Here is a 22,425-nt window from a genome sequence, read left to right as displayed (position 1 = left end):
GTGCGTCACGGCGCAGCAACCGTGGTCTTTCCCAGGGGGAGCGGATATGGAGCCTGGAACCAGCCCGGCGGGGCAGCAGGGCGAGGTCGGCGACGGTCTCGCCGCGCGGGTCACGGACGTGGTCGTCCGGGTCCTGTCCGAGGCCCGGCCCGGCGAGCCGTCCGCGCACGCCGGCACCGAGGTGGGCCGGCTGGCCCTGGACTCGATGACCGCGGCCCGGCTGTGGCTCGCGGTGCAGGGCGAGTGCGCGGCCGACGTGCCGCTCGGCTGGCTCGCGGAGGCGGACACGATCGGCGCGTACGCGCGCCGGGTCGCCGAGCACGCGGCCGGTGGCGCCGGCGCGGCGGACGCCGAGGACGGCGGCGCCGCGGTCGGCGCGAAGGTCGTCGCGGATCCCGGCGCCCGCCACGAGCCGTTCCCGCTGACCCCGCTGCAGGAGTCGTACCTGATCGGCAAGGAGCCGGAGCTGCAGGCGGACGCGGCGGGCTGCCACCTGTACCGCGAGTTCGACGTCCCGGCACTGGACCCGGACCGGCTGCGGGACGCGTGGCAGCGGCTGGTCGAGCACCACGACATGCTGCGGTCGGTCGTCACCGACGACGGCCGCGTCCGGATATCCGATCGGGCCCCCGAGTGGGAGATGCCGGTGCGCGAGAGCGCCGACCGTGCCGCGTTCGGCGCGACCGCCACCGCCGTGCGGGCCCGGATGTCCCACCACCTGTTCCCCGCCGACGCCTGTCCCCCGTTCGCCGTCGAGGTGACCCTCGGCCCGGACGGCACGGGGCGCGTCCACTTCGGCATCGACGCGATGGTCACCGACGGGCAGGGCCTGGACCTGCTGACCGCGCAGTGGGAGGCGTGTTACGCCGACCCGCGGCACACTCTTCCCGCACCGGCGGCCTCGCTGTCGGTGCGGGACTGCGTCGTGGCCCTGGACGCGGCCCGCGGCGGCGCCGCGCACCGCCGCGACCTGGAGCACTGGGTGCGCCGGCTGGGCGAACTGCCGGGCGCCCCGGGCCTGTTCACCGACGCCGAGCCGGAGCGGGGCGCGGGGCTGTCGTGCGTGCGCCGCAGCAGCCGCACCGCGCGTCTGGCGCCCGGCGAGTGGGACGCGCTGCGCGAGCGGGCGCAGGCGCTGGGCGTCTCGCCGACCTCGCTGGTGCTGACCGTGTTCACCGAGGCCCTGGACCGGCACGGTGACCAGCGGCCGTACTCCCTCGTCGTGACGACGAGCCGGCGCCCGCACCTCCCCTCCGGGGCCGACCTGCTGGTGGGCCCGTTCACGGCGACCACGTTCGTGGAGGCGGTGCCCTCGGGACGGCACTCGTTCGAGGAGGCCGCCCGGCTCACGCACGCCGGGCTGTGGCAGGCCGTGGAGCACTCCTCGGTGTGCGGGGTGAGCGCGCAGCGGGCCCTGCGCGGCCGCGACGCAGGGCCCGGGCCGCTGCCCGTGGTGTTCACGAGCATGCTCGACACGGCAGGCCGCCCGCGCGAGCGGGGCTTCGGGGCGGCGCCGGTTTACGCGGTCAGCCAGACCACCGGGGTGTGGCTCGACCATCAGATGTGGGAGCAGGACGGCGCGCTGCACGTGCGCTGGGACACGGCGGACGCGTGCTTCGCCCCGGGCGTCGTGGACGCCGCGTTCGCGTCGCTGTGCAACGGACTGCGGGCGGCCGCGGTGGACGGCCCGGTCGCCGAACGGCCGCTGAACGACCTGCAGCAGGCGTACTTCGTGCCCCGGGCGGCCGGTGAGCCGGGCCCGTGGCGCGGCTGCCAGGTCGTGGTGTCGTACGAGACCGAGGAGCGGGTGGACCCGCTGCGGCTCGAGTCGGCGGTGGTGCGGCTGGCGGAGGCGCACGAGGTGCTGCGCTCGGCCGTCACCGAGGACGGCGCCGTGGCGGTGCGGGCGCGGGCGCCCCGCCGCTGGGCGGTGCCGGTCGTCGAGGGCGTCCCGGCGGAGACGGTGCGCGAGGCGATGGCGGCGTGCCCCTTTCCGCTGGGGCGGCATCCGCAGTTCGAGGTGCGGGTCGTGCGCGGCGACGCGGGCGACACGGTGCTGCTGTCGGTGGACCTGACGCTGGCGGACGCCCGGAGCATTCATCTGACGGGCCGTGAACTGATGCGCCTGTACGCCGATCCGTCGGCGGAGCCCGTCCTCGTCCGGGCCACCGGGGCGGACCGGGCCGGCACGGACGGCGACGCGGCGGCCGGGCACTGGAGCCGGGTGCTGCGGGACCTGCCGCCGGGCGTGCCGCTGCCGGAGCCGGACGCCGCGGCGGGGCCCGAGCGCCGGGTCCGGCTCGACGGTGCGGCCCTCGCGCTGCGGCCGCTGGCCGAACGCTGCGAGCGGCACGGTGTGGGCCTGGACGCGGCGCTGCTCACGGCGTTCACCGATGTGCTCGCCGAGCGGTTCGGGCCGGACTTCGCGGTGCCGGTGGTCCGCTGGGACCACGCGCTGGACGCGCGGCGGCCCGGCGAGTTCACGAAGCTGAGCTGGCTGCCGTGCCCACCGCGCGAGCTGCCGTTCGCGCAGCGGGCACGGGTCCACCAGGACGCGCTGGAGCGGGACGCGGCGGTCGGGGGCAGCGGTCTGCCCGAGCTGCGCCGAGCCGTGGCTCGTTCGGGCGGCGCGGGCTACCCCGTCGTCTACACCTGCGTCCTGGACCTGACCGGCCGCCCGCTGCCCGCCGCGGTGCGGGAAGGGCCGTGGCTGAGCTGCACCCCGGACGTGTTCCTGGACTGCATCACGACGCTCGACGCGGGCCGGCTGCGGCTGTCCTGGGACACCGCGCAAGGACATGCGCCGCGGGAGGGACTGGACGAGCTGTACGAGACGTACGCGCGGGCCGTGACCCGGCTCGCCGAGGACGACGGGGCCTGGCGGGAGACCGCGGCCCCGGTCTCCCAGCCAGCCGGGGAGGACGGCACGGACGAGGACGGAGTGCCGGTGGGCGCGGAGCTGCACAAGATCCTGCACACGTGGAACGACACGGAGTTCCCGTTCGACGGCGAGCGGTTGATGCACCGGCCGTTCGAGGAGCGCGCGGCCGCGCAGCCCGAGGCGGAGGCCCTGCGCTGGCGCGGCGGCTCGATGACGTACCGGGAGCTGAACCGGCGGGCCAACCGCATCGCGGCCCGGCTGGCCGGACAGGGCGTGGGGCCGGAGACGGTCGTGGCGGTCAGCGTGCCGCGCGGTCCGATGATGGTCGCGGCGGTGCTCGGCATCCTCAAGGCCGGTGGCGTCTACCTGCCCATGGAGCCCTACCTCCCGGCGGAGCGTGCGGCGGTCATCCTGGAGGAGGCGCACGCCGAGGCGGTCGTCGTCACGGCCGACCGCGAGGGCTGGCCGGTGCCCGAGAACTGCCCGTCGGTGTGCGCGGACAGCGCCGTCGCGGGCCCGCACCCGGCGGACGCGGACGAGAACCCGGAGCCGGCGGCTCAGCCGCACAACACGGCGTACATCATCTTCACCTCGGGCAGCACGGGCCGCCCCAAGGGCGTCGCGGTCGCCCACCGGCCGGTCCTGAACCTGCTCAACTGGTGTGAGCGGACCTTCGGGTTCGGGCCGGGCGACATGGGGCTGTGCGTGACCTCGCTCGGCTTCGACCTGTCGGTGTTCGACGTGTTCGGGCTGCTCGGCGCGGGCGGCGCGCTGTACATCGCGGACGCGGAGCAGCAGCGCGATCCGGGTCTGCTGCTCGACGTGCTCGTCGAGGAACCGGTCACCTTCTGGAACTCGGCGCCGACCACGCTCGCCCAGGTGGGCGCGCTGCTCGACGCGGTGCGCCCCGGCGCCGGCACGAACGATCTGCGGCTGGTGTTCCTCAGCGGCGACTACACGCCGCTGTCGCTTCCGGACGAGGTCAGGGCCGTGTTCCCGCGCGCCGACATCATCAGTCTGGGCGGCGCCACCGAGGCGACCGTGTGGTCCAACTGGTTCCGGGTCGGCGCGATCGATCCGGCGTGGCGCAGCATCCCGTACGGCAGGCCGATCGACAACTGCCGCTACCACGTGCTGGACGCGCGGATGCGGCCGTGCCCGGTGGGCGTCGAGGGCGATCTGTACATCGGCGGCGAGTGTCTCGCGCTCGGGTACGTGAACCAGCCCGAGCTGACCGCGGACCGCTTCGTGCCCGACCCGTTCCACGACGATCCGCAGGAGCGGCTCTACCGGACCGGTGACCGGGCCCTGTACTACCCGGACGGGAACCTGAGCTTCCAGGGCCGTTCGGACGGCCAGGTGAAGATCCGCGGCTTCCGCGTCGAGACGGGCGAGATCGAGCACCGGCTGCGGGCCCACGACGGGGTCAAGGAGGCCGTGGTCCTGCCCCGCGAGGACGGGTCGGGCGACCGGACACTGGTGGCGTACGTGGTGGCGCGGGCCGAGGCGGCGCCGTCGGCGCGGGAGCTGCGGTCGTTCGCGGGGCAGACGCTGCCCGAGTACATGGTGCCGAACTTCATCGGATTCCTGTCCCAGTTCCCCGCCACCGCGAACGGGAAGCTGGACCGGGCGGGGCTGCCCTGGCCGCTGGGCAAGGAGCATCTGACGGCGCCGGAGACGAGTGCCGCGTCCGAGTCCCCGGCCGAGACGCCCGCGGCCGCGCCGCGGTCCGCGGCGGACGCGAGCCCGCGCGCGGACGTGCCCACGATCGAGGAGCTGCGCGAGCGGATCTCCGGCATGTTCGCGCAGACGCTGGGGACCGGTGCGGTGGATCCCGATGCCGATCTGTGGGACCAGGGCGCGACCTCGTTCACGATGGTCCGCGTCTCGGGCGCCCTGCAGAAGGCGTACGAGGAGCGCTTCCCGGTGTCGGCTCTCCTGGACAATCCGACCGTCGACGCGATCGCCCGCTGGGTGCACTCCCGGCTGGGCGGCGGCGCGGCTCCGGTCGCGGTGCCCGTACCGGAGCCGGAGCCCGCGCCCGCGCCCGTGGCTGAGCCGGAGCCGGTGGCCGAGCCGGTGCAGGCCGCCTCTGAGGTGCCGCCGGACTCCGTGGACTTCTTCTCGGCCGAGGAGCGCGAGCGGTTCAAGAAGCGGCACTGGAACCGGCGCCCCGAGGAGCCGGGGCTTCCTGAAGTGGCCTTGCCCGAGGCCGAGTTCGAGCCCGAGCTGTTCGCCTGGCGGTCCAGCCGCCGGGACTTCCTCGACCGGCCGGTGGAGCACCGCGCGTTCGCCCGCCTGCTCGGCCTGCTGCGCCAGGCCGGCGGTCCGGACGGGGCCAGCTCCCTGTACCCGTCGGCCGGCGACACCTACTCCGTGCAGGTCTACCTGCACCTGACGCCGGACGCCGTCGAGGGCCTGGACGCCGGGCTGTACTACTACGACGCCGCCCGCCACGCGCTGCGCCTGCTGCGGCCCAGTGCCTGGCCGGACCGCGGGACGCACTTCTACTACAACCGGCCGGTGTTCGACCGCTCCCGGTTCGGGATCTACCTGTTCGGGCAGCGGCACGGCATCGAGCCGCTGTACGCGGACGAGAGCCTGCGCTATCTCACCCTGGAATCCGGCTACATGGGCGAGCTGCTCATGCTGGGGCAGGCCGCGCACGGCGTGGGCCTGTGCCCGATCGGCGCCCTGAACACGGACGAGCTGCGCGAACACCTGGGCCTGGACGAGGGCCACGTCTTCCTTCAGGCCTTCCTGGGCGGCGCGGCCGCGCACCCCGCCCGCTCCGCGCACGGCACCGCGCCGTTCTTCGCCGAGCCCGTGCGGCCGGCGGCCGAGCCGGTGGCCGAGCCAGGGGCCGAGCCGGTGACGCACGCCGCACCGGCCGGGGCCGAGGCTCCCGTCACCGTCCTCGAACACGGCGAGCACGTCACCGAACCGACGGCCGTGATCGGCATGGCCGGACGCTTCCCGGACGCCCCGGACCTGGAGACCTTCTGGGACGGTCTCGTCACGGGCCGCAGCGCCGTCGCCGAGGCGCCCCCGACCCGCCCCGAGGCCGCTCCCGAGGGAGCCCGGGCGGTCGGCGGGTTCCTGCCGCACATCGACCGGTTCGACAGCCTGCACTTCCACGTGTCGCCGCAGGAGGCACCGGACGTGGACCCGCAGGCACGCCTGATGCTGGAGACGGTCTGGCAGTGTCTCGACGACGCCGGGCACACGGCGGAGTCGCTGCGCACGTCGGCGGGGCGCGTGGGCGTGTTCATGGGCGCCATGTGGCACGACCACCGACAGCAGGGCGCCGACCGGTGGCAGGCGGGCGACAGCGCGCAGATCGCCGCGGCCGGCTCCGACATCGCCAACCGGATCTCGCACTTCTTCGACTTCCGCGGCCCCAGCCTCGCCGTCGACACCTCCTGCTCCTCGTCGTTCGCCGCACTCCACCTGGCCGTGGAGAGCCTGCGCCGCGGCGAGTGCGGCGCGGCCGTCGTCGGCGCCGTGAACCTGCTGGCCCACCCCTACCACTGGGGGCTGCTCGACGGTCTCGAACTGCTCTCCGCCGACGCCTCGCCCGCCGCGTTCGCGGCCGAGGGCAGCGGCTGGCACCCGGGCGAGGGCGTCGGCGTCGTGCTGCTGCGCCCGGCCGGCGCGGCCCGCCGGGCCCGGGACACCGTGCACGGCGTCATCGAGGGCACCCGGGTCGGCCACGCGGGCCGCGCACCGCGCTACGGCGCCCCGCACACCGAGGCCCTCGCGGACTCCCTGGCCCGCGCCCTCGCGGACGCCTCGGTGATCCCCGACGACGTCGACTACGTGGAGTGCGCCGCGGCCGGCGCGGGCATCGCCGACGCGGCGGAGCTGGAGGCGCTCGGCTCCGTGCTCGCCCGGTGCACGGGCACCGCCCCGGTGCCGGTCGGCACGCTGAAGCCCAACATCGGCCATCTGGAAGCCGCTTCCGGCATCTCGCAGCTGATCAAGTCGCTGCTGCAGCTGCGGCACGGACAGATCGCGCCGACCCGGGTGGCCGCCGAACTGAGCCCGCTCGTGGACTGGGACGCCCTGCCGGTCGAACTGGCCGACACCCCGCGCCCGTTGCGGCCGCGCGCGGCCGATGGCCGGGCCACGCTGCTGATCAACGCGGTCGGCGCGACCGGCTCGTACGGCCATGTGGTGCTGCGCGCCCCCGGGCACGACACCACGGCGCCGGACGCGGACGAGCACGCCGGAACGACGGCGGACGACACCGGGCGGACCCCGCACACCGTGGTCCTGTCGGCCGGTTCGGCCGACGGTCTGCGGGTGGCGGCCGGGCGGCTGCGCGAGCACCTGGCGGGCGCGGGCCGCACCGCCCGGCTCGACGACGTGGCCTGGACGCTGCAGACCGGCCGGGCCTCCCTCACCCACCGCCTGGCGCTGAGCGCCGACAGCACCGAGGGGGTCCGGGCCGGGCTCACCGCGTTCCTCGACGGCCGCCCGTACTCGGGCCTGGCCTCGGGCGTCGGCGACCCGGCGCTCGCCGAGGCGCCGGCGCGGGCGGACGACGTGCGGCAGGCCGTGAACGACTGGCTGCGCGGCCACCGGGTGGACTTCGCCCGGCTGTGGCCGGCGCCGGCCCGCCGTGTCCCGCTGCCCGTCCATGTCTTCGCACCGGTACCGCACCCGGTCGCGGTCCCCGCCGCCCGGCAGCCCCGGACCGAGCCCGCTGCCCCGGAGCCCGCTGCCCCGCAGCCGGTGCCCGCGCCGGTCACCGCGCCCGTGGACCCGCGGGACGGACAGGACCGGGACCACGTGCGGCAGTACGTCATCGAGTGCTTCGCCGACGCGAGCGGTATCGCCGCCGACCAGCTGCACGCACGGGTCCCGCTGGAGCACTACGGGCTCAGCTCCCGGCTGGTGGCCCGGTTCAACGAGCGGGTGCGGCGGGACGTCCAGGGCGTGTCCAGCACGGTCCTGTTCGAGTACGCCGACCTCGCCGGGGTGGCCGAACACCTCGCGGCGCACCACGAAGGGCCCTGGTCGGGGCAGCAGTCCGCCGGGAACGCTCCGGCTCCGCACACCGAGTCGCAAACAAGCCCGCAAACAACTCCACAAACAATCCCGCAACCGATGCAGCAGTCAGCTCCGCAATCAGTGACGCGAACAGAGCGGCGCTCCGGCCCGGAGGCCGGGGCGGAGCCGATCGCGGTCGTCGGGATCGCGGGCCGCTACCCGGGCGCCCGGGACCTGGACACGTTCTGGAACAACCTGGCGGGCGGGGTCGACAGCATCGGACCGCTGCCCGCCGAACGGGCCCGCGAGGGCTGGCCCGTCGACCGGATGTGGGGCGGCTTCCTCGACGGCGTGGACCGCTTCGACAGCCTGTTCTTCGGCATCACCCCGCGCGACGCCCAGCTCATGGACCCCCAGGAGCGCCAGTTCCTCGAGGTCGTCTGGGAGACGCTGGAGGACGCCGGCTGCACCCGGGCCCGGATCCGCGAGCAACTCGGCTCCCGGGTGGGCGTGTTCGTCGGCACGATGTACAACGAGTACCCGTTCTTCGGCGTCGAGCGGTCACTGACCGGGGAGAGCGCCGACACCGGGTCCGCGGTCGCCGGCATCGCCAACCGGGTCTCGTACTTCCTGGATCTGCACGGCCCGAGCCTGGCCGTGGACACCATGTGCTCGTCGTCGCTGACGGCGCTGCACCTGGCGGTGGAGAGCCTGCGCCGCGGCGAGTGCGCGGCCGCGCTCGCGGGCGGGGTCAACCTGTCGCTGCATCCGCACAAGTTCCGCCAGCAGGACCGGCTGAAGATGGCCTCCAGCGACCACCGCTGCCGCAGCTTCGGCGCCGGCGGCGACGGCTTCGTCCCCGCCGAAGCGGTCGGTGCCGTGCTGCTCAAGCCGCTGTCGGCGGCCGAGGCCGACGGGGACCGCATCCACGCCGTCATCCGGGGCACGGCCGTCAACCACGGCGGCAAGACCAACGGCTACATGGTGCCCAACCCGGTCGCCCAGGGCGATCTGGTCCGCGCGGCGCTGCGCCGCGCGGGCGCCGACCCCGCCACCATCGGCTACCTGGAGGCGCACGGCACCGGCACCCGGCTGGGCGACCCGGTGGAGATCAACGGCCTGAACCGGGCGTTCGCGGAAGCGGCGACGGAGGCCGCTCGGCAGCGCCGGGCCATCGGCTCGGTGAAGTCCAACATCGGGCACGCGGAAGCGGCCGCGGGGATCGCCGGACTGACCAAGGTGATCCTCCAGCTGCGGCACCGCACCCTCGTGCCGTCGCTGCACGCCGAGCAGCTCAACCCGGCCGTGGACTGGGCCGGTTCGCCCTTCGAACTGGTCCGTGAGAGCCGGCCGTGGGAGGCGCTCACCGGACCGGACGGGACCGGACTGCCGCGCCGCGCGGGCCTGAGCGCCTTCGGAGCGGGCGGGGCCAACGCCCATGTCGTCGTGGAGGAGTACGTCCCCTCCCCCGCCGTCACGGACACCCACGCGGACACGGACGCGGGCACGGCCCAGCTGATCGTGCTGTCGGCCTTCGACGAGGACCGGCTGCGGGCGATGGCGGCCCGGCTGAGCGAACGGCTCGGCGACCGGTCCGGCGACGCCACCGGCGACGCGTCCGGCCTGGCCGACATCGCGTACACCCTGCAGTGCGGGCGCGAACCGCTGCGCGAGCGGCTGGCGCTGGTCGCGCACGACGTGCCGGAGCTGCGCCGCGCCCTGGACCGGTTCGTCTCCGGCGACACGACGGGCTGCGTGCACGCCCGCACTCCCGGCGGCGACCTTCCCGAGGGCCCGCTGTCCGGTCTCGACCCGGCGGCGGACCGGGAGGCGGAACTGCTGCGCCTGGCACGGCACTGGGCCGCGGGCGGCGCGGTCGACTGGGCCGGACTGCACTCCGTGCGGCGCCGCCCGGTGGCGCTGCCCTCCTACCCGTTCGCCGGCGGCCGGCACTGGCTCCCCGAACCCGCACCCGTGTCCGCCCCTGTCGCCGAGCCCGGGGTGCAGAGTGCCGCGCCCGCGCCGAGCCCTTCGGGGACGGCCCTGTTCGGCCGCACCTGGCGGACCGCCCCGGCGCTCGCACCGGCGCAGGACATCGAGGGGCGCGTCGTCTGCGTGTTCGCCGCACCCGGCGAGCCCGTGGCCCGCGCGCTGCTCGCCCGCCTCGGCCCGGACCGGGTCACGCTCGTCCGCGCCGGCGCCGACGCCGGTGACGGCGTGCCCGCCATCGGCGACGAGGCCACGGCCGCCGCGTTCGCCGAGGACCTGCGGGCGGACGGCCCCGGCGCCGTGGACGGGATCGTCGACCTCACCGACCTCGGCCGCACCGGCGCCGAACCCGCGAACGTGTGGACCGCGCGGCTCGTGCTGCTGCGCCGCACCGTACGGGCCCTGCGCGGCCGCGGCTGCCGCGTGCTGCACGTGACCGAGGGACTGCACGCCCCGTCGGGCGGCACCCCGTCGCTCGCCGGCGCCCGGATGGCGGGCTTCGTGCGGATGCTCGACGCCGAGTACCGGCGGGTCACCGGCACCGTGCTCGACCTGGACCTGGAGGCCTGCGGGCCGCAGGCTGCGGCCGGGCACATCGTGGCCGAGTACGCCGCCGCGCACGGCCCGCGCGAGGTCTCCGTACGGGCCGGAGTGCGGCACCGCGCCGACCTGGTGGTCCTGCCCGACGACGGGGACCGGCCGCTGCGCCCCGACCCGTACCGCACCTACCTCGTCACCGGCGGCACCCGCGGCATCGGCGCCCGCGTGGCCCGGCTCCTCGTCCGGCGCGGCGCCCGGCGGATCGCCCTCACCGGCGCCCGCCCGCTGCCGCCCCGCGACCGGTGGCCGCTCCTCGACCGGGGCACGCCCGAGGCCGAGACGGCGGCGCTGGTCGGCGAACTGGAGTCCCTGGGCGCCCAGGTGCTGGTGCACTCCGGCCCGCTGAGCGAGCGGGAGCGCACCGACGCCTTCCTGCGCCAGGTGCGCGAGCGGCTGGGTCCCGTCGGCGGCGTCGTGCACTGCGCGGGCCGCGCTCCCGTGGGCCGGCCGTCGTTCATCGGCAAGGACCTCGCCGACTTCGCGCCCGTGCTGGAGCCGAAGACGACCGGCCTGGAGGTCCTGGACGAGCTGTGCGCGGACGACCGCCCGGACTTCTTCGTGCTGTTCTCCTCGCTGTCGGCCCTCGCGCCGGGGCTCGCCGCCGGCGTCCTCGACTACGCCGCCGCCAACGCCTTCCTCGACTGCTACGCCGACCACCGGGCGCGCTCCGGCCGCCCGGGGTTCCGCTCCGTCGCCTGGCCCACCTGGAGCGAGTCCGGGATGGGCACGGACCGGCCCGACGGCTGCGCGCCCGTGGGCGTGGGGCCGCTCGGCGACGAGGAGGGACTGCGCGCCCTGGAACGGGTGCTGGCCCTGCCCGCCGGGCTGCCGGCCCGGGTGGCGGTGTGCCCGCCGCTCGCCGGCGTACCCGCCGATCCGGCGCTGCTGCTCGGCTCCCGTGACGGCGCCGACGCGGGCGCCGGCACGGATCCGGCCACCGTGTCCGGTCCCGTACCCGAACCCGAACCGTCACCGGCCGGGGCCGTCCAGCCCCCGCCGCCCGTCCCCGAGGAGTCCCTCATGGCGCAACCCGTCGCCGGACCGCCCTGGCTGGCCGCGGTGTTCAGCGAACTCCTCGCGATCCCCGAGGACGCCCTCGACCCGACGGCGCTCCTGGGCGACCTGGGCGTGGAGTCCGTCCTGCTCGGGGAGATCCTGCTGCGGCTGGAGGAGCGGACGGGCCTGAGCCTGGACCCGGCGATCCTGCTCGACCACCCCACGCTCGATCGCCTGGGCCGTCATCTGCTGTCCCTCGGCGTGCCGGCCGGTCCGCCCGCCGCACCCGAACAGCCGGTCACGGCTCCGGCCCCCGCGCCGGCGGTGCCGGGCGCGCCCGTCGCGGACACGGCCGGGAAGGTCGCGATCGTCGGCCTCGCCTGCCGGTTCCCCGGGGCCCAGGACGCCGCCGCGTTCCAGCGCAACCTGCTGGACGGGGTGTGCTCGGTGACCGAGGTCCCGGCGTCGCGCTGGGACACCGGCTCGCTCTACCGGGCCGAGCCGGAGCCGGGCAGCAGCATCAGCAAGTGGGGCGGCTTCCTGGACGGCATCGAGGACTTCGACGCCGAGGCCTTCGGCATGGGCGAGGACGAGGCGCGCTGCCTCGACCCGGCGGTACGCCTGTTCCTGGAGGGCTCCGCCGACTGTCTGGCGGACGCCGGGTACGAGCCGCGGGAGCTCGCGGGCCGGGACGTGGGCGTCTTCGCCGGGGCCCGCCTCTCGCAGTACGGCCGCCGGGTCGGCGAGCGGCGCGGCGCCGTGGGCATGGGCTCCGACCAGAACTTCATCGCCGCGCGGGTCGCCCACCACTTCGACCTGCACGGCCCCAACCTCGTGGTGGACAGCGCCTGTTCGTCGTCCCTGGTGGCCCTGCAACTGGCCTGCCGGAGCCTGCTGGACGGGGAGTCGGAGCTGGCGCTGGCCGGCGGCGTCGACATCCTCCTGGACGAGGAGCCCTACCTCGACTTCAGCGCGGCCAAGGCGCTGTCCCGGCACGGGCGGTGCGCCACTTTCGACGAGAGCGCCGACGGCTTCGTACCGGGCGAGGGCTGTGGCGTCGTCCTGCTCAAGCCGCTGGAGCGGGCGCTCGCCGACGGCGACCGGGTGCACGCCGTGATCGACGCGGTCGCGGTGAACAACGACGGCCGCACCATGGGCCTGACCACGCCGAACCCGGCGGCGCAGGCCAAGGTCGTGCGCCGGGCCCTCGCGGCGGCCGGCCGGCGCCCCGACGAGGTGGGTCTGATCGAGGCCCACGGCACGGGCACGATGATCGGCGACCCGATCGAGCTGCGGGCCCTGACCGAGGTGTTCCGCGAGGACACCGCGCGCACCGGCTTCTGCGCGATCGGCAGCGTCAAGACGAACGTCGGGCACCTGCTGAGCGCGGCGGGCATGGCGGGGCTCCTCAAGACGGTGCTCGCCGTGCGGGACGGGCGGATCGCTCCGACGCTGTTCTGCGAACGCCCCAACCCCCGCTTCGACTTCGCGTCCTCCCCGTTCGCCCTGAGCCGTGCCGCCCACGCGTGGACGGCGGAGCCGGGCCGGGTGCGGGTCGGCGGGGTGAGCGCCTTCGGGCTCGGCGGCACCAACGCCCACGCCGTCGTCAGCCAGCTCGACCCGGCCCTGGCCGCCGCGCACCGGCCGCGCCCGGCCCTGCCCGCGCCGGTCTACCGCCGCCGCCGGCTGTGGCTGGAGGCCCCGGAGAAGGTCCCGGGGACGGCACGGCCGGTGACGTCCGCGGCCGCACCGTCGCCGCCCGCCCCGCCGACGGCACCCCCGCCGGCCTCCCCGCGCCCCACCCCGGGCGCCTCCATCCTCGGCCTGACCTTCGAGGAGCCCGCGACCGCTCCCGGTCGTGCCCCCCTCACCCCGACCGGCGCCGACTCCGCGGCGTCGCAGGAAGGACGGAAGTGGTGAACGAGTCCTCCACGCCCCAGCCGGGCCAGGAGCTGGTGTGCCATCTCGTGCTGGAGCACAGCGACTTCATCATGCAGAACCACCGGGTGCACGGCGTGTCCGTCATGCCCGGGGTGACCTTCCTCGACATCGTCTTCCGCATCCTGCGCGACCGGGGCTTCGACACGGCGCGGGCCGAGCTGCGCAACGTCCTGTTCCACGAGGCGATCGCCACCACCGAGGGCAGTGACCGTGACATCCGCGTCACGGTGTCCACGTCCACGGACGGCAGCCGCTGGATCACGGCCGAGAGCCGCCGTCGCGAGAACGGCGCGGCGGTCTCGGAGTACCGGGAGAACTTCCGGGGCGAACTCGTGCTGCTCGACCGGCCCGAGCCCGGACCGATCGACCTGGACCGGCTGCGCACGACGGCCCGCCGGGTGAGCGATCTCGACGACATGTACGCGCGGTGCCGCGCCGAGGAGATCCGGCACGGCTCGGCGATGCGCTGCTTCGGCCGGCTCTACCACGGCGACGGCGAGCTCCTGGCCGAGCTGGGCCTGGACGAGGAGGCCGCGGCCCTCGACGGCCACTTCCATCTGCACCCGGCGAAGATGGACTGTTCCACGATCGCCGCGTTCGCCCAGGTCCCGCCGCCGGACCAGGACCCGTTCATCCCCGTGTTCATCGAGTCGTTCCGGGCGCCGCGCCCCCTCACCGGCGTCGCCTACGCGTACATGCCGCGGGCCGAGACGTACGCGCAGTCGGGCGACATCATGCACAACGACTGCCTGCTGTACGACGGCGAGGGCCGCTTCCTCGCCTCGTTCACCAAGCTGACCTGCAAGCGCATCCGCAACCCCGAGCTGATCACCCGCCTCATCGAGGCCCCGGCCACGACCGGGCCCGACCCGGCCCCCGCCGCCGCCGTTCCCGGCCCCGGGGCCGGGAACGGCGGCGGCGGGGCGGGCGGCGCGGACGCCGTGCGCGCCCACCTGCGCGCGCTCGCCGGCGAACTCCTCGGCCGGCCCGCCGGGGAGATACGCACCGACACCGGCTTCTACGACCTGGGCCTCGACTCCGGGCACATGCTGGACATCAGCCGCCGCCTGGAGGAGTACGTCTGCGCGCCGCTGTACCCGACGCTGCTGTTCGAGTTCTCCGACATCGACTCGCTCGCCGCCCACCTGTACGCCGAGTTCGGGGCGCAGGTGCGCAGCGCGCCCGTGCGCGAGACCGTCTCGGCACAGGAGAAGACCGGCGCCGTCGAGGCCGCCGGTGTCACGGAGGCCGCGGAGGTCGCCGAGGTGGCCCCCGCGTTGGCGGTGCGCCGGCCGGTGTGGACGCCGCTGCCGGTCGAGGCCCCGTCCGCGCCGGACGCGGACGGTCCGGGCGCGATCGTGCTCGTCGGAGCCGACGCGGCGACCGCCGCCGCGCTGCGCGACGCCGTCTCACCGGCCCGCGTGGTGCGGGCCGAACGTGCCTCCGTCTTCCAGCGGATCGCCGCCGATCACTACCGTCTCGACCCCGCCGTCCCCGACCAGCTGACCGCCCTGACGACGGCGCTGGCGACCGACGGCGTCTCCCCCGCCGCGTACGTGCGCTGCGCCCGCCCGGGCCGCGCCGACGGGCCCGGCACGGTCCCGGACGCGTACCGGGAGAGCTGGGCGCTGGCCGTGGCCGTCACCGGCACCCGCCCGACGCGGCCGGTCTCCGTCCTGTTCCTGCACGCGCACGACGCGGCCGGGCCCCGGCCGCAGGAGGCGGCGCTGGGCGCCCTGGCCCGCACCTTCTCCGCCGAGGCGCCCATGCTGCGCTGCCGTGCGGTCGGCCACGACGCGGGGAGCCCCGCGGAGCTGGCCGGCCTCGTCGCCGCCGAGTGCGGCGACCCGTCGGCCGAGCACGAGGTGCGCCGCACCGGCGGCGCCCGCGCGGTGGTGCGCCACGAGCTCCTGACGCTGCCCGCGACCGCCGGCGCCGGGCGCGCGAACGGCGTCTATCTGGTCACCGGTGGCGGCGGCGGTCTGGCCGCGCTGGTCGTGGACCGGATGGTGGAGCGGGGCCCGGCGCGGTTCGTCCTGACGGGCCGCAGCGAGCCGGGCGACGAGCTGACCGAGCGGATCGCCGGGTGGCGCCGTCGCGGCGCCGAGGTCACGTACGTGCGCGGCGACGTCGCGCACGCCGACGACGTGCTGGCCGCCGTGGCCTGCGCGCGCGAGACGTACGGCCGTCTCGACGGCGTCCTGCACTGCGCGGGCAGCGTCGACGACGGTCTGTTCTTCCGCAAGGCCCCCGAGCGCTCCGCGGCCGTGCTGGCCGCCAAGGTGACGGGGACCGTGCACCTGGACGAGGCGACCGCCGGCGACGACCTGGAGTTCTTCGCGCTGTTCTCCTCGGTGTCGGCGTCCGTCGCCAACCCGGGGCAGGCCGACTACGCGTACGGCAACGCGTTCATGGAGCACTTCGCCGAGCAGCGGGCCGCCCGCAGCGACCGCTCCGGCACCACCGTCGCGATCGGCTGGCCGCTGTGGGCCGACGGCGGCATGCGGGTCTCCGAGGAGGTACGGCGCCGCTCCGCCCGGGACACCGGGCTGCACGCCCTGCCCACGGACCTGGGCGTGGACGCGCTGTTCGGGCTGCTGTCCGGGCGGGCGCCGCGCGCGGTCGTCACCTACGGCGACCAGGAGCGCATCGCCGGTCTGCTGCCCGCCCCGCGCTCCGCGACCGCTCCGTCGGGCGCGCCCGTGGCCGACGGGCACAGTGAGGACATCGCCGTCATCGGGATCGCCGGCCGCTATCCGCAGGCCGCGGACCTGGAGGAGTTCTGGCGCAATCTGGCCGAGGGCCGGGACTGCGTCACCGAGGTGCCGGCGGAGCGCTGGGACCACGCCGCCTACTTCGACCCTGAGCGCGGGGCGCCCGGGCGCACGTACGGCCGCTGGGGCGGCTTCCTCGACGGCGTCGACCGTTTCGACGCCGCGTCGTTCGGGATCTCGCGGCGCGAGGCGGAGCTGATGGACCCGCAGGAACGGCTGTTCCTGACAGTGGGCCGGCAGGCCGTGGAGAACGCCGGGTACCGGCCCGAGGAACTGGCCCGCACCCGGGTCGGCGTGTTCGCCGGTGTCATGTGGAGCCACTACCAGCTGTGCACCGACGGCGGCGCCGACGCGGTCGCCCCGACCGCCCTGCACTGCTCGGTCGCCAACCGGCTCTCGTACTGCCTTGACCTGTCCGGGCCCAGCATGGCCGTGGACACGGCCTGTTCGTCGTCGCTGACCTCGCTGCACCTGGCCGCCGAGAGCATCCGGCGCGGCGAGTGCGCGATGGCGATCGCGGGCGGTGTGAACGTGGCGGCGCACCCGCAGAAGTACCTCCAGCTCGCCGAGGGACGCTTCCTGTCGAGCGACGGGCGCTGCCGCGCCTTCGGGGCGGACGGCGACGGCTACGTGCCCGGCGAGGGCGTCGGCGCGGTCCTGCTCAAGCCGCTGTCGGCGGCGCTCGCCGACGGCGACCACGTCCACGGCGTGATCAAGGGCTCGTTCCTCAACCACTCGGGCCGCACCAGCGGTTTCACGGTGCCGAGCCCGACCGCTCAGGCGGAGCTGATCGCCGACGCCCTGGAACGCTCCGAGGTGGACCCCGGCAGCGTCGGCTACATCGAGGCGCACGGGACCGGCACCGCGCTCGGCGACCCGATCGAGGTCGAGGGGCTGCGCCGGGCGTTCGCCGATTCCGGTCTGCCCGCGGGCAGTTGCGCCGTGGGCTCGGTGAAGTCGAACATCGGGCATCTGGAGAGCGCGGCCGGCATCGCCGCCGTCACCAAGGTCCTGCTCCAGATGCGGCACCGCGAGCTGGTGCCCTCGCTGCACAGTGAACAGCCCAACCCGCACATCGACTTCTCCTCCTCGCCCTTCGCTGTGCAGCGCGCCCGGCAGCCGTGGACCCCGCCGCCGGGCGCCGAGGTGCTGCGGGCCGGGGTGAGCGCGTTCGGCGCGGGCGGGTCCAACGCCCACGTGCTGCTGGAGAGCGCTCCGGCGGCCGCCGCCACCCCCGTGACCGGACCGCAGCTGCTCGTCTTCTCCGCGAGGGACGAGGAGACGCTGCGCGAGGTCGTGCGCCGTCAACTGCGCCACCTGGACGGGCTGTCGGGCCCGGCCGACGGTGCGGACGAGGGGGTGCGGGACCGCCTCACGCGTGAGGTGGCCGCGCTGCTCGACGTGCCGGCCGACGCCGTCGACGTGCACGAGAGCCTGGCCGATCTGGGTCTGGACCTGCTGGCCCTGGCCGAACTGGGCCGCCGGACCGAGGGCCTGCTGCCCGCCGGGCCGCCGTCCGCGCAGACGTCCGTCGCCGAGCTCGCCGAATCGGCGGCCTCGGCAGGCGGTGCGCACGCGGTGCCGCTCGCCGACATCGCGCACACCCTGCGGGTGGGGCGCGCCCCGCTGGCGGCCCGGCTCGCCGTGGTCTGCGACGACGCGGACGCCCTGCGCCGGGAACTGCGCCGGTTCCTGGACGGCGCCGAGACGGGCGCGGGCGTGTTCACGGGGCGGGTCGCGCTGGACGCGGAGCCCGCGCCCGTGCGCGATGCCGCCGAGCTGTTCCGCGCCGGCCGGCTCTCCGAGCTGGCCCGCGCCTGGGCGGACGGCGGCACGGTGGCGTGGGACGACTGCCGCGCCGACGGTCCCCGGCCGCGCCGGGTGCCGCTGCCCGCACACCCGCTCGACGAGCGCTCGTACTGGATCGGTGACTGGAAGAACGCCCAGGAGGGCCGGCAGGACCGCGAGGACCGGGGCGCGGCGAGCACTGATGCCGCGGCCCCTGCCGCTCCGGGAGCCACGCCGGTCGCCCCGGTCGCGCCGGCAGCCCCCGTCGCACGGCCCGAACTCGACGCGGACGAGGCGGTGTCGGCCGTCGTGGACGCCGTCGGCGCGCGTCTCTACCTGGCGCGGGACGAGGTCGACCAGCGGCTGTCGTTCAGCGAGATGGGCGTGGACTCGGTCGGCGCCGTGGAGATCGTGGAGCAACTCGGCGCGCGGTTCGGCCTCGAGCTCGACCCGGTCGCCCTGTTCGACCACCCGACCGTGCCCCGGCTCGCCGCCCATCTCAGGACACTGTGGCGCAGCAGCCCCGCACCCCTCACGTCCGTAACACCCGAAGCAACTCAAGCACCTCAAGCACCCGCAACACCCTCGGCACCTGCGGCACCCGCGGCACCCGCCGCTCCGGTCTCCACGGACGACATCGCCGTCATCGGCATGTCGGGCCGCTTCCCCGGCGCCGAGGACCTGGACGCCTTCTGGGAGAACATCGCGGCCGGGCGGGACAGCTTCACGGAGGTGCCCGCGGACCGCTGGGACGTCGGCCGGGTCTTCGACGCCGACCGTCTCGCGCCGGGCCGCACGTACAGCAAGTGGGCGGCGATGCTGCCCGAGGTGGACCGGTTCGACGCGGCGTTCTTCAACCACTCGCCGCTCGAGGCGGAGGTCATGGATCCGCAGCAGCGGCTGTTCCTGGAGCAGTCCTGGGCCGCGCTGGAGCACGCCGGGTACGCGGTGGGCGCCGACGAGCGCACCTCCTGCGGCGTGTTCGTGGGCTGCGCTCCGGGTGACTACTCGACGCTGCTCACCGAGGCGGGCCGGGCGGACACCGGGCACGCGTTCCTCGGCACCACCAGCTCGCTGCTGCCCGCCCGCATCGGCTACTTCCTGAACCTGGACGGGCCCACCATGGCGGTGGACACGGCCTGTTCGTCCTCGCTGGTGGCGGTGCACCTGGCCGCGGAGAGCATCCGGCGCGGCGAATGCGCGATGGCCCTGGCCGGGGGCGTGGCGCTCATGGTGACGCCGCAGCTGCACGTGCGGGCCAGCAAGGTCGGCATGCTGTCGCCGCGCGGCCGCTGTCTGCCCTTCGACGCGTCGGCCGACGGCACGGTGCTCGGTGAGGGCGTGGGCGCGGTCGTGCTCAAGCGCCTCGACCAGGCGCTGGCCGACGGGGACCACATCCACGGCGTGATCCGGGCGACCGGCGTCAACGGCGACGGCCGCACGAACGGCATCACCGCGCCGAGCGCCGTGTCGCAGGCCGCGCTCGTCGCGGACGTGCACGAGCGGGCCGGCGTCGTCGCCGAGGACATCGGCTACGTGGAGGCGCACGGCACCGGCACCGCGCTCGGCGACCCGATCGAGGTGCGGGCGCTGACCGAGGTGTTCCGCCGCACCACGGACCGCGAGGGCTACTGCGGCATCGGCACCGTGAAGGCCAACATCGGGCACACGACGATGGCGGCCGGCATCGCCGGGCTGCTCAAGACGCTGCTCGCGCTGCGGCACGGCGAACTCCCGCCCGCCCCCTCCTTCGACCGGCCGAACCCGAAGACGGCGCTGGAGTCCAGCCCGTTCTTCGTGGTGCGCGACCGGCAGCCGTGGCAGCCGGGCTCCGGCGGGGTGCGGGTCGCCACCGTCAGCAGCTTCGGGTTCAGCGGCACCAACGCGCACGCCGTGATCGCGCAGCCGCCCGCGCCCGAGGACCGCCCCGCCCCGGAGGACCGTGAGCGCCTGTTCGTGGTGTCGGCGCGTGACGAGGCGGCCCTGGACCGGCTGCTGCTGCGGCTCGCCGACGCGGACCTGGACGGGGTCGACCCCGCCGACATCGCGTTCACGCTCGGCGCCGGGCGCGCCCATCTGCCCGTCCGCGCGGCCGTGATCGCCCGTGACCTGCCCGAACTGCGCCGCAAGCTGCGGCAGTCGGCGTCCCGCGAGAGCGCCCCGGGCTGCTTCCGTGCCGCCTCGGGCGACACCGTCCAGGCGCCGGACGGGCGGGCTCTGGCCGCGCTGACCGAGCGCGCCGGTTCCGCGAGCGCCACGGAGCGGGTCGCCGCCCTGGAGGGGCTGGCCGCCGCCTATGTCGCGGGCGCGGACCTCGACTGGCGGACGCTGCCCCACGGGGCCCGGCCGCGGCGGGTGCCGCTGCCCACCTATCCGTTCGCCGGTGACCGGCACTGGATCACCTCGCCGGAGCCCGCCGCCGCCCCGAAGGGGGAGCACCGGGCCGAGGCCGGTCCGCACCCGCTGCTCGGCGCGCCCTCGGGCGCTCCCGGCGACGCGGGCGGGGCCCGCTTCCCCGTGTCCGTGCCCGCCGCGCACTGGGTGCTCGACGACCACCGGATCGGGGACCGGCCGGTGCTGCCCGGCGCGGCGGGACTCGACCTGGCCGTGACGGCCGCCCGGCAGCTCGCTCCGGCGGGTCCGGTGCGGCTGCACGGGGTGCAGTGGCTGCGGCTGATCGACGCCGAGGCCGCCGGGAACCTGGCCCTGACCCTCACCGAGGACGGCGACGGATACCGCTTCGTGCTCACCGCGGGCGCCGACGCGGCGGTGTGCTCCCGGGGTTCGGCCTCGGTGGGCGGCGCCGCCCCCGCGCCCGAGACGCTCGACCTCGACAAGATCGCCGCGCGCTGTCCCCGCGAGGTCCCCGCGGACCGCTTCTACGAGGACTTCCGCGCCGGCGGCATCTCCTACGGCCCCGCCTTCCGGGTCCTGGAGCGGATCACGTTCGGCGACGACGAGGTCCTGGGCGCGCTGCGCGTCCCCTCGGACGCGGCCGGTTTCGCCCTGCACCCGGCTCTGCTCGACGGCGCCCAGCAGACGATCGCCGCGCTGGAGGCCGGCAACGACGCGACGCTGGTCCCGTTCGCCGTCGAGACCGTCGAGGTGCTCGACCCGACGGCCGTCCCCGCGTACGCCCATGTCGAACGGGCCGGTGCGCAGCGGTACACGGTGCGGCTCGCCGACCGGTCCGGGCGGGTCTGCGTGCGCTACGAGGGCCTCACCCTGCGGGCGCAGCACAGCGCGGTCGACTCGATGATGTACCGCCCGGTGTGGCGTCCCGCCCCGGCGGCCGCCGCCGAGGCGGCTCCGGCCGGACGGACGGCCGTTGTCCACACCGCCGACTCCGCCGAGCTGGCCGGAGCGCTGGCGGCCCGCACGGGCGCGACACCCGTGGAGCTGGCCGGTGACGGCGCGGCGGACCACCCGGTGCTCGGACAGCCCCTGGACACCGTCTACTTCGTCGCCCGCACCGGGGACGAGACGACCGAGCCCGCCGAACGGGACCGCACCGCACTGGACCTGTTCCGCCTGGTCAAGCGGCTGCTGGACGCGGGCCGCGGCCGGGACCGGATCGCACTGCGCATCGTCCTGGCCGGCGCGGTACCGGCCGACGCGCAGGAGCCGGTGCGCCCGCACGCCGCCGGTGTGCTCGGTCTGGCCCGCGCGATCGAGTCGGAGTGTCCGCGCTGGAGCGTCTCCTGCGTGGACGTGGGTGCCACGGGCGGGACCGGCGACGCGGTGGAGCGCACCGCCGAGCGGGTCGTGGCCGAGCCCGGCACCGAGCCGCTCGTGCTGCTGCGCGACGGCACCCGCCTGGAGCGGGTCTTCGAACCGCTGCGGACCGAGGCGCCCCAAGGCACGGCTCCCTTCCGCGAGGGCGGGGTCTACGTCCTGGTCGGCGGCGCCGGCGGGATCGGCTTCGCGCTGAGCCGCCTGCTCGCCCGGATCGCCCGGGCCCGCCTGGTGTGGATCGGCCGCAGCCCCGAGGGGCCCGAACACCGGGCGAAGGCCGCCGAGATCGCCGCTCTGGGCGGCGAGGTGCTGTACGTGTCGGCGGACGTCGCCGACGAGGCGGCACTGCGGCGCGGCCTGGAGACGGTGCACGCCCGGTTCGGCACGGTTGACGGCGCCGTGCACGCGGCCCTGGACCTGCGGGACCGCACGATCGCCCAGATGGACGAGACGGACTTCCTCGCCGGTCTCGCGCCCAAGGTCGCCGGGATGACCGCGTTCGCGCGGGTCTTCGGCGCCGAGCCGCTGGACTTCATGCTGGTCTTCTCCTCCGCGGTGTCGTTCGTGGAGGCGGGCGGACAGGCCAACTACGCGGCGGCCAGCACCTTCGAGGATGCCTACGTGCAGTGGCTGGACCGGCGGCACGACTACCCGGTGTCCGTCGTGAACTGGGGCTTCTGGGGCAGTGTCGGCGCGGTCGCCAACGACCGCATGAGGGCCGCGTTC

Annotated in this window: 2 protein-coding genes (1 of these 2 only partly in view); both read left to right on the top strand. The window is 75.8% G+C overall.

The genetic code is table 11. From position 1 onward, the window contains the following. The first annotated feature begins 46 nt into the window (after nucleotides 1-46). On the top strand, nucleotides 47-13,381 hold the full coding sequence (locus IAG42_RS38260; RefSeq protein ID WP_223206495.1) for a non-ribosomal peptide synthetase: 13,335 nt from the start codon (nucleotides 47-49) through the stop codon (nucleotides 13,379-13,381). Continuing rightward, nucleotides 13,378-22,425, top strand: partial view of an SDR family NAD(P)-dependent oxidoreductase gene (locus IAG42_RS36655; protein ID WP_188341936.1) — the beginning only. The gene runs 13,164 nt beyond the window's last position; only the first 9,048 of its 22,212 coding nucleotides appear in the window; the start codon lies at nucleotides 13,378-13,380; its stop codon lies off the right edge, out of view. The genes IAG42_RS38260 and IAG42_RS36655 overlap by 4 nt, the downstream gene beginning before the upstream one ends.

This window comes from Streptomyces xanthii, assembly GCF_014621695.1.
Taxonomy (GTDB): Bacteria; Actinomycetota; Actinomycetes; order Streptomycetales; family Streptomycetaceae; genus Streptomyces; species Streptomyces xanthii.
Note: the sequence above shows the minus strand (reverse complement) of the source record. Positions and strands in the feature narration are given on the sequence as shown.

What these genes read in the sequence shown, in the direction of transcription:
- IAG42_RS38260 (WP_223206495.1), top strand. Translation starts at nt 47, where the DNA reads ATGGAGCCTGGAACCAGCCCGGCGGGGCAGCAGGGCGAGGTCGGCGAC.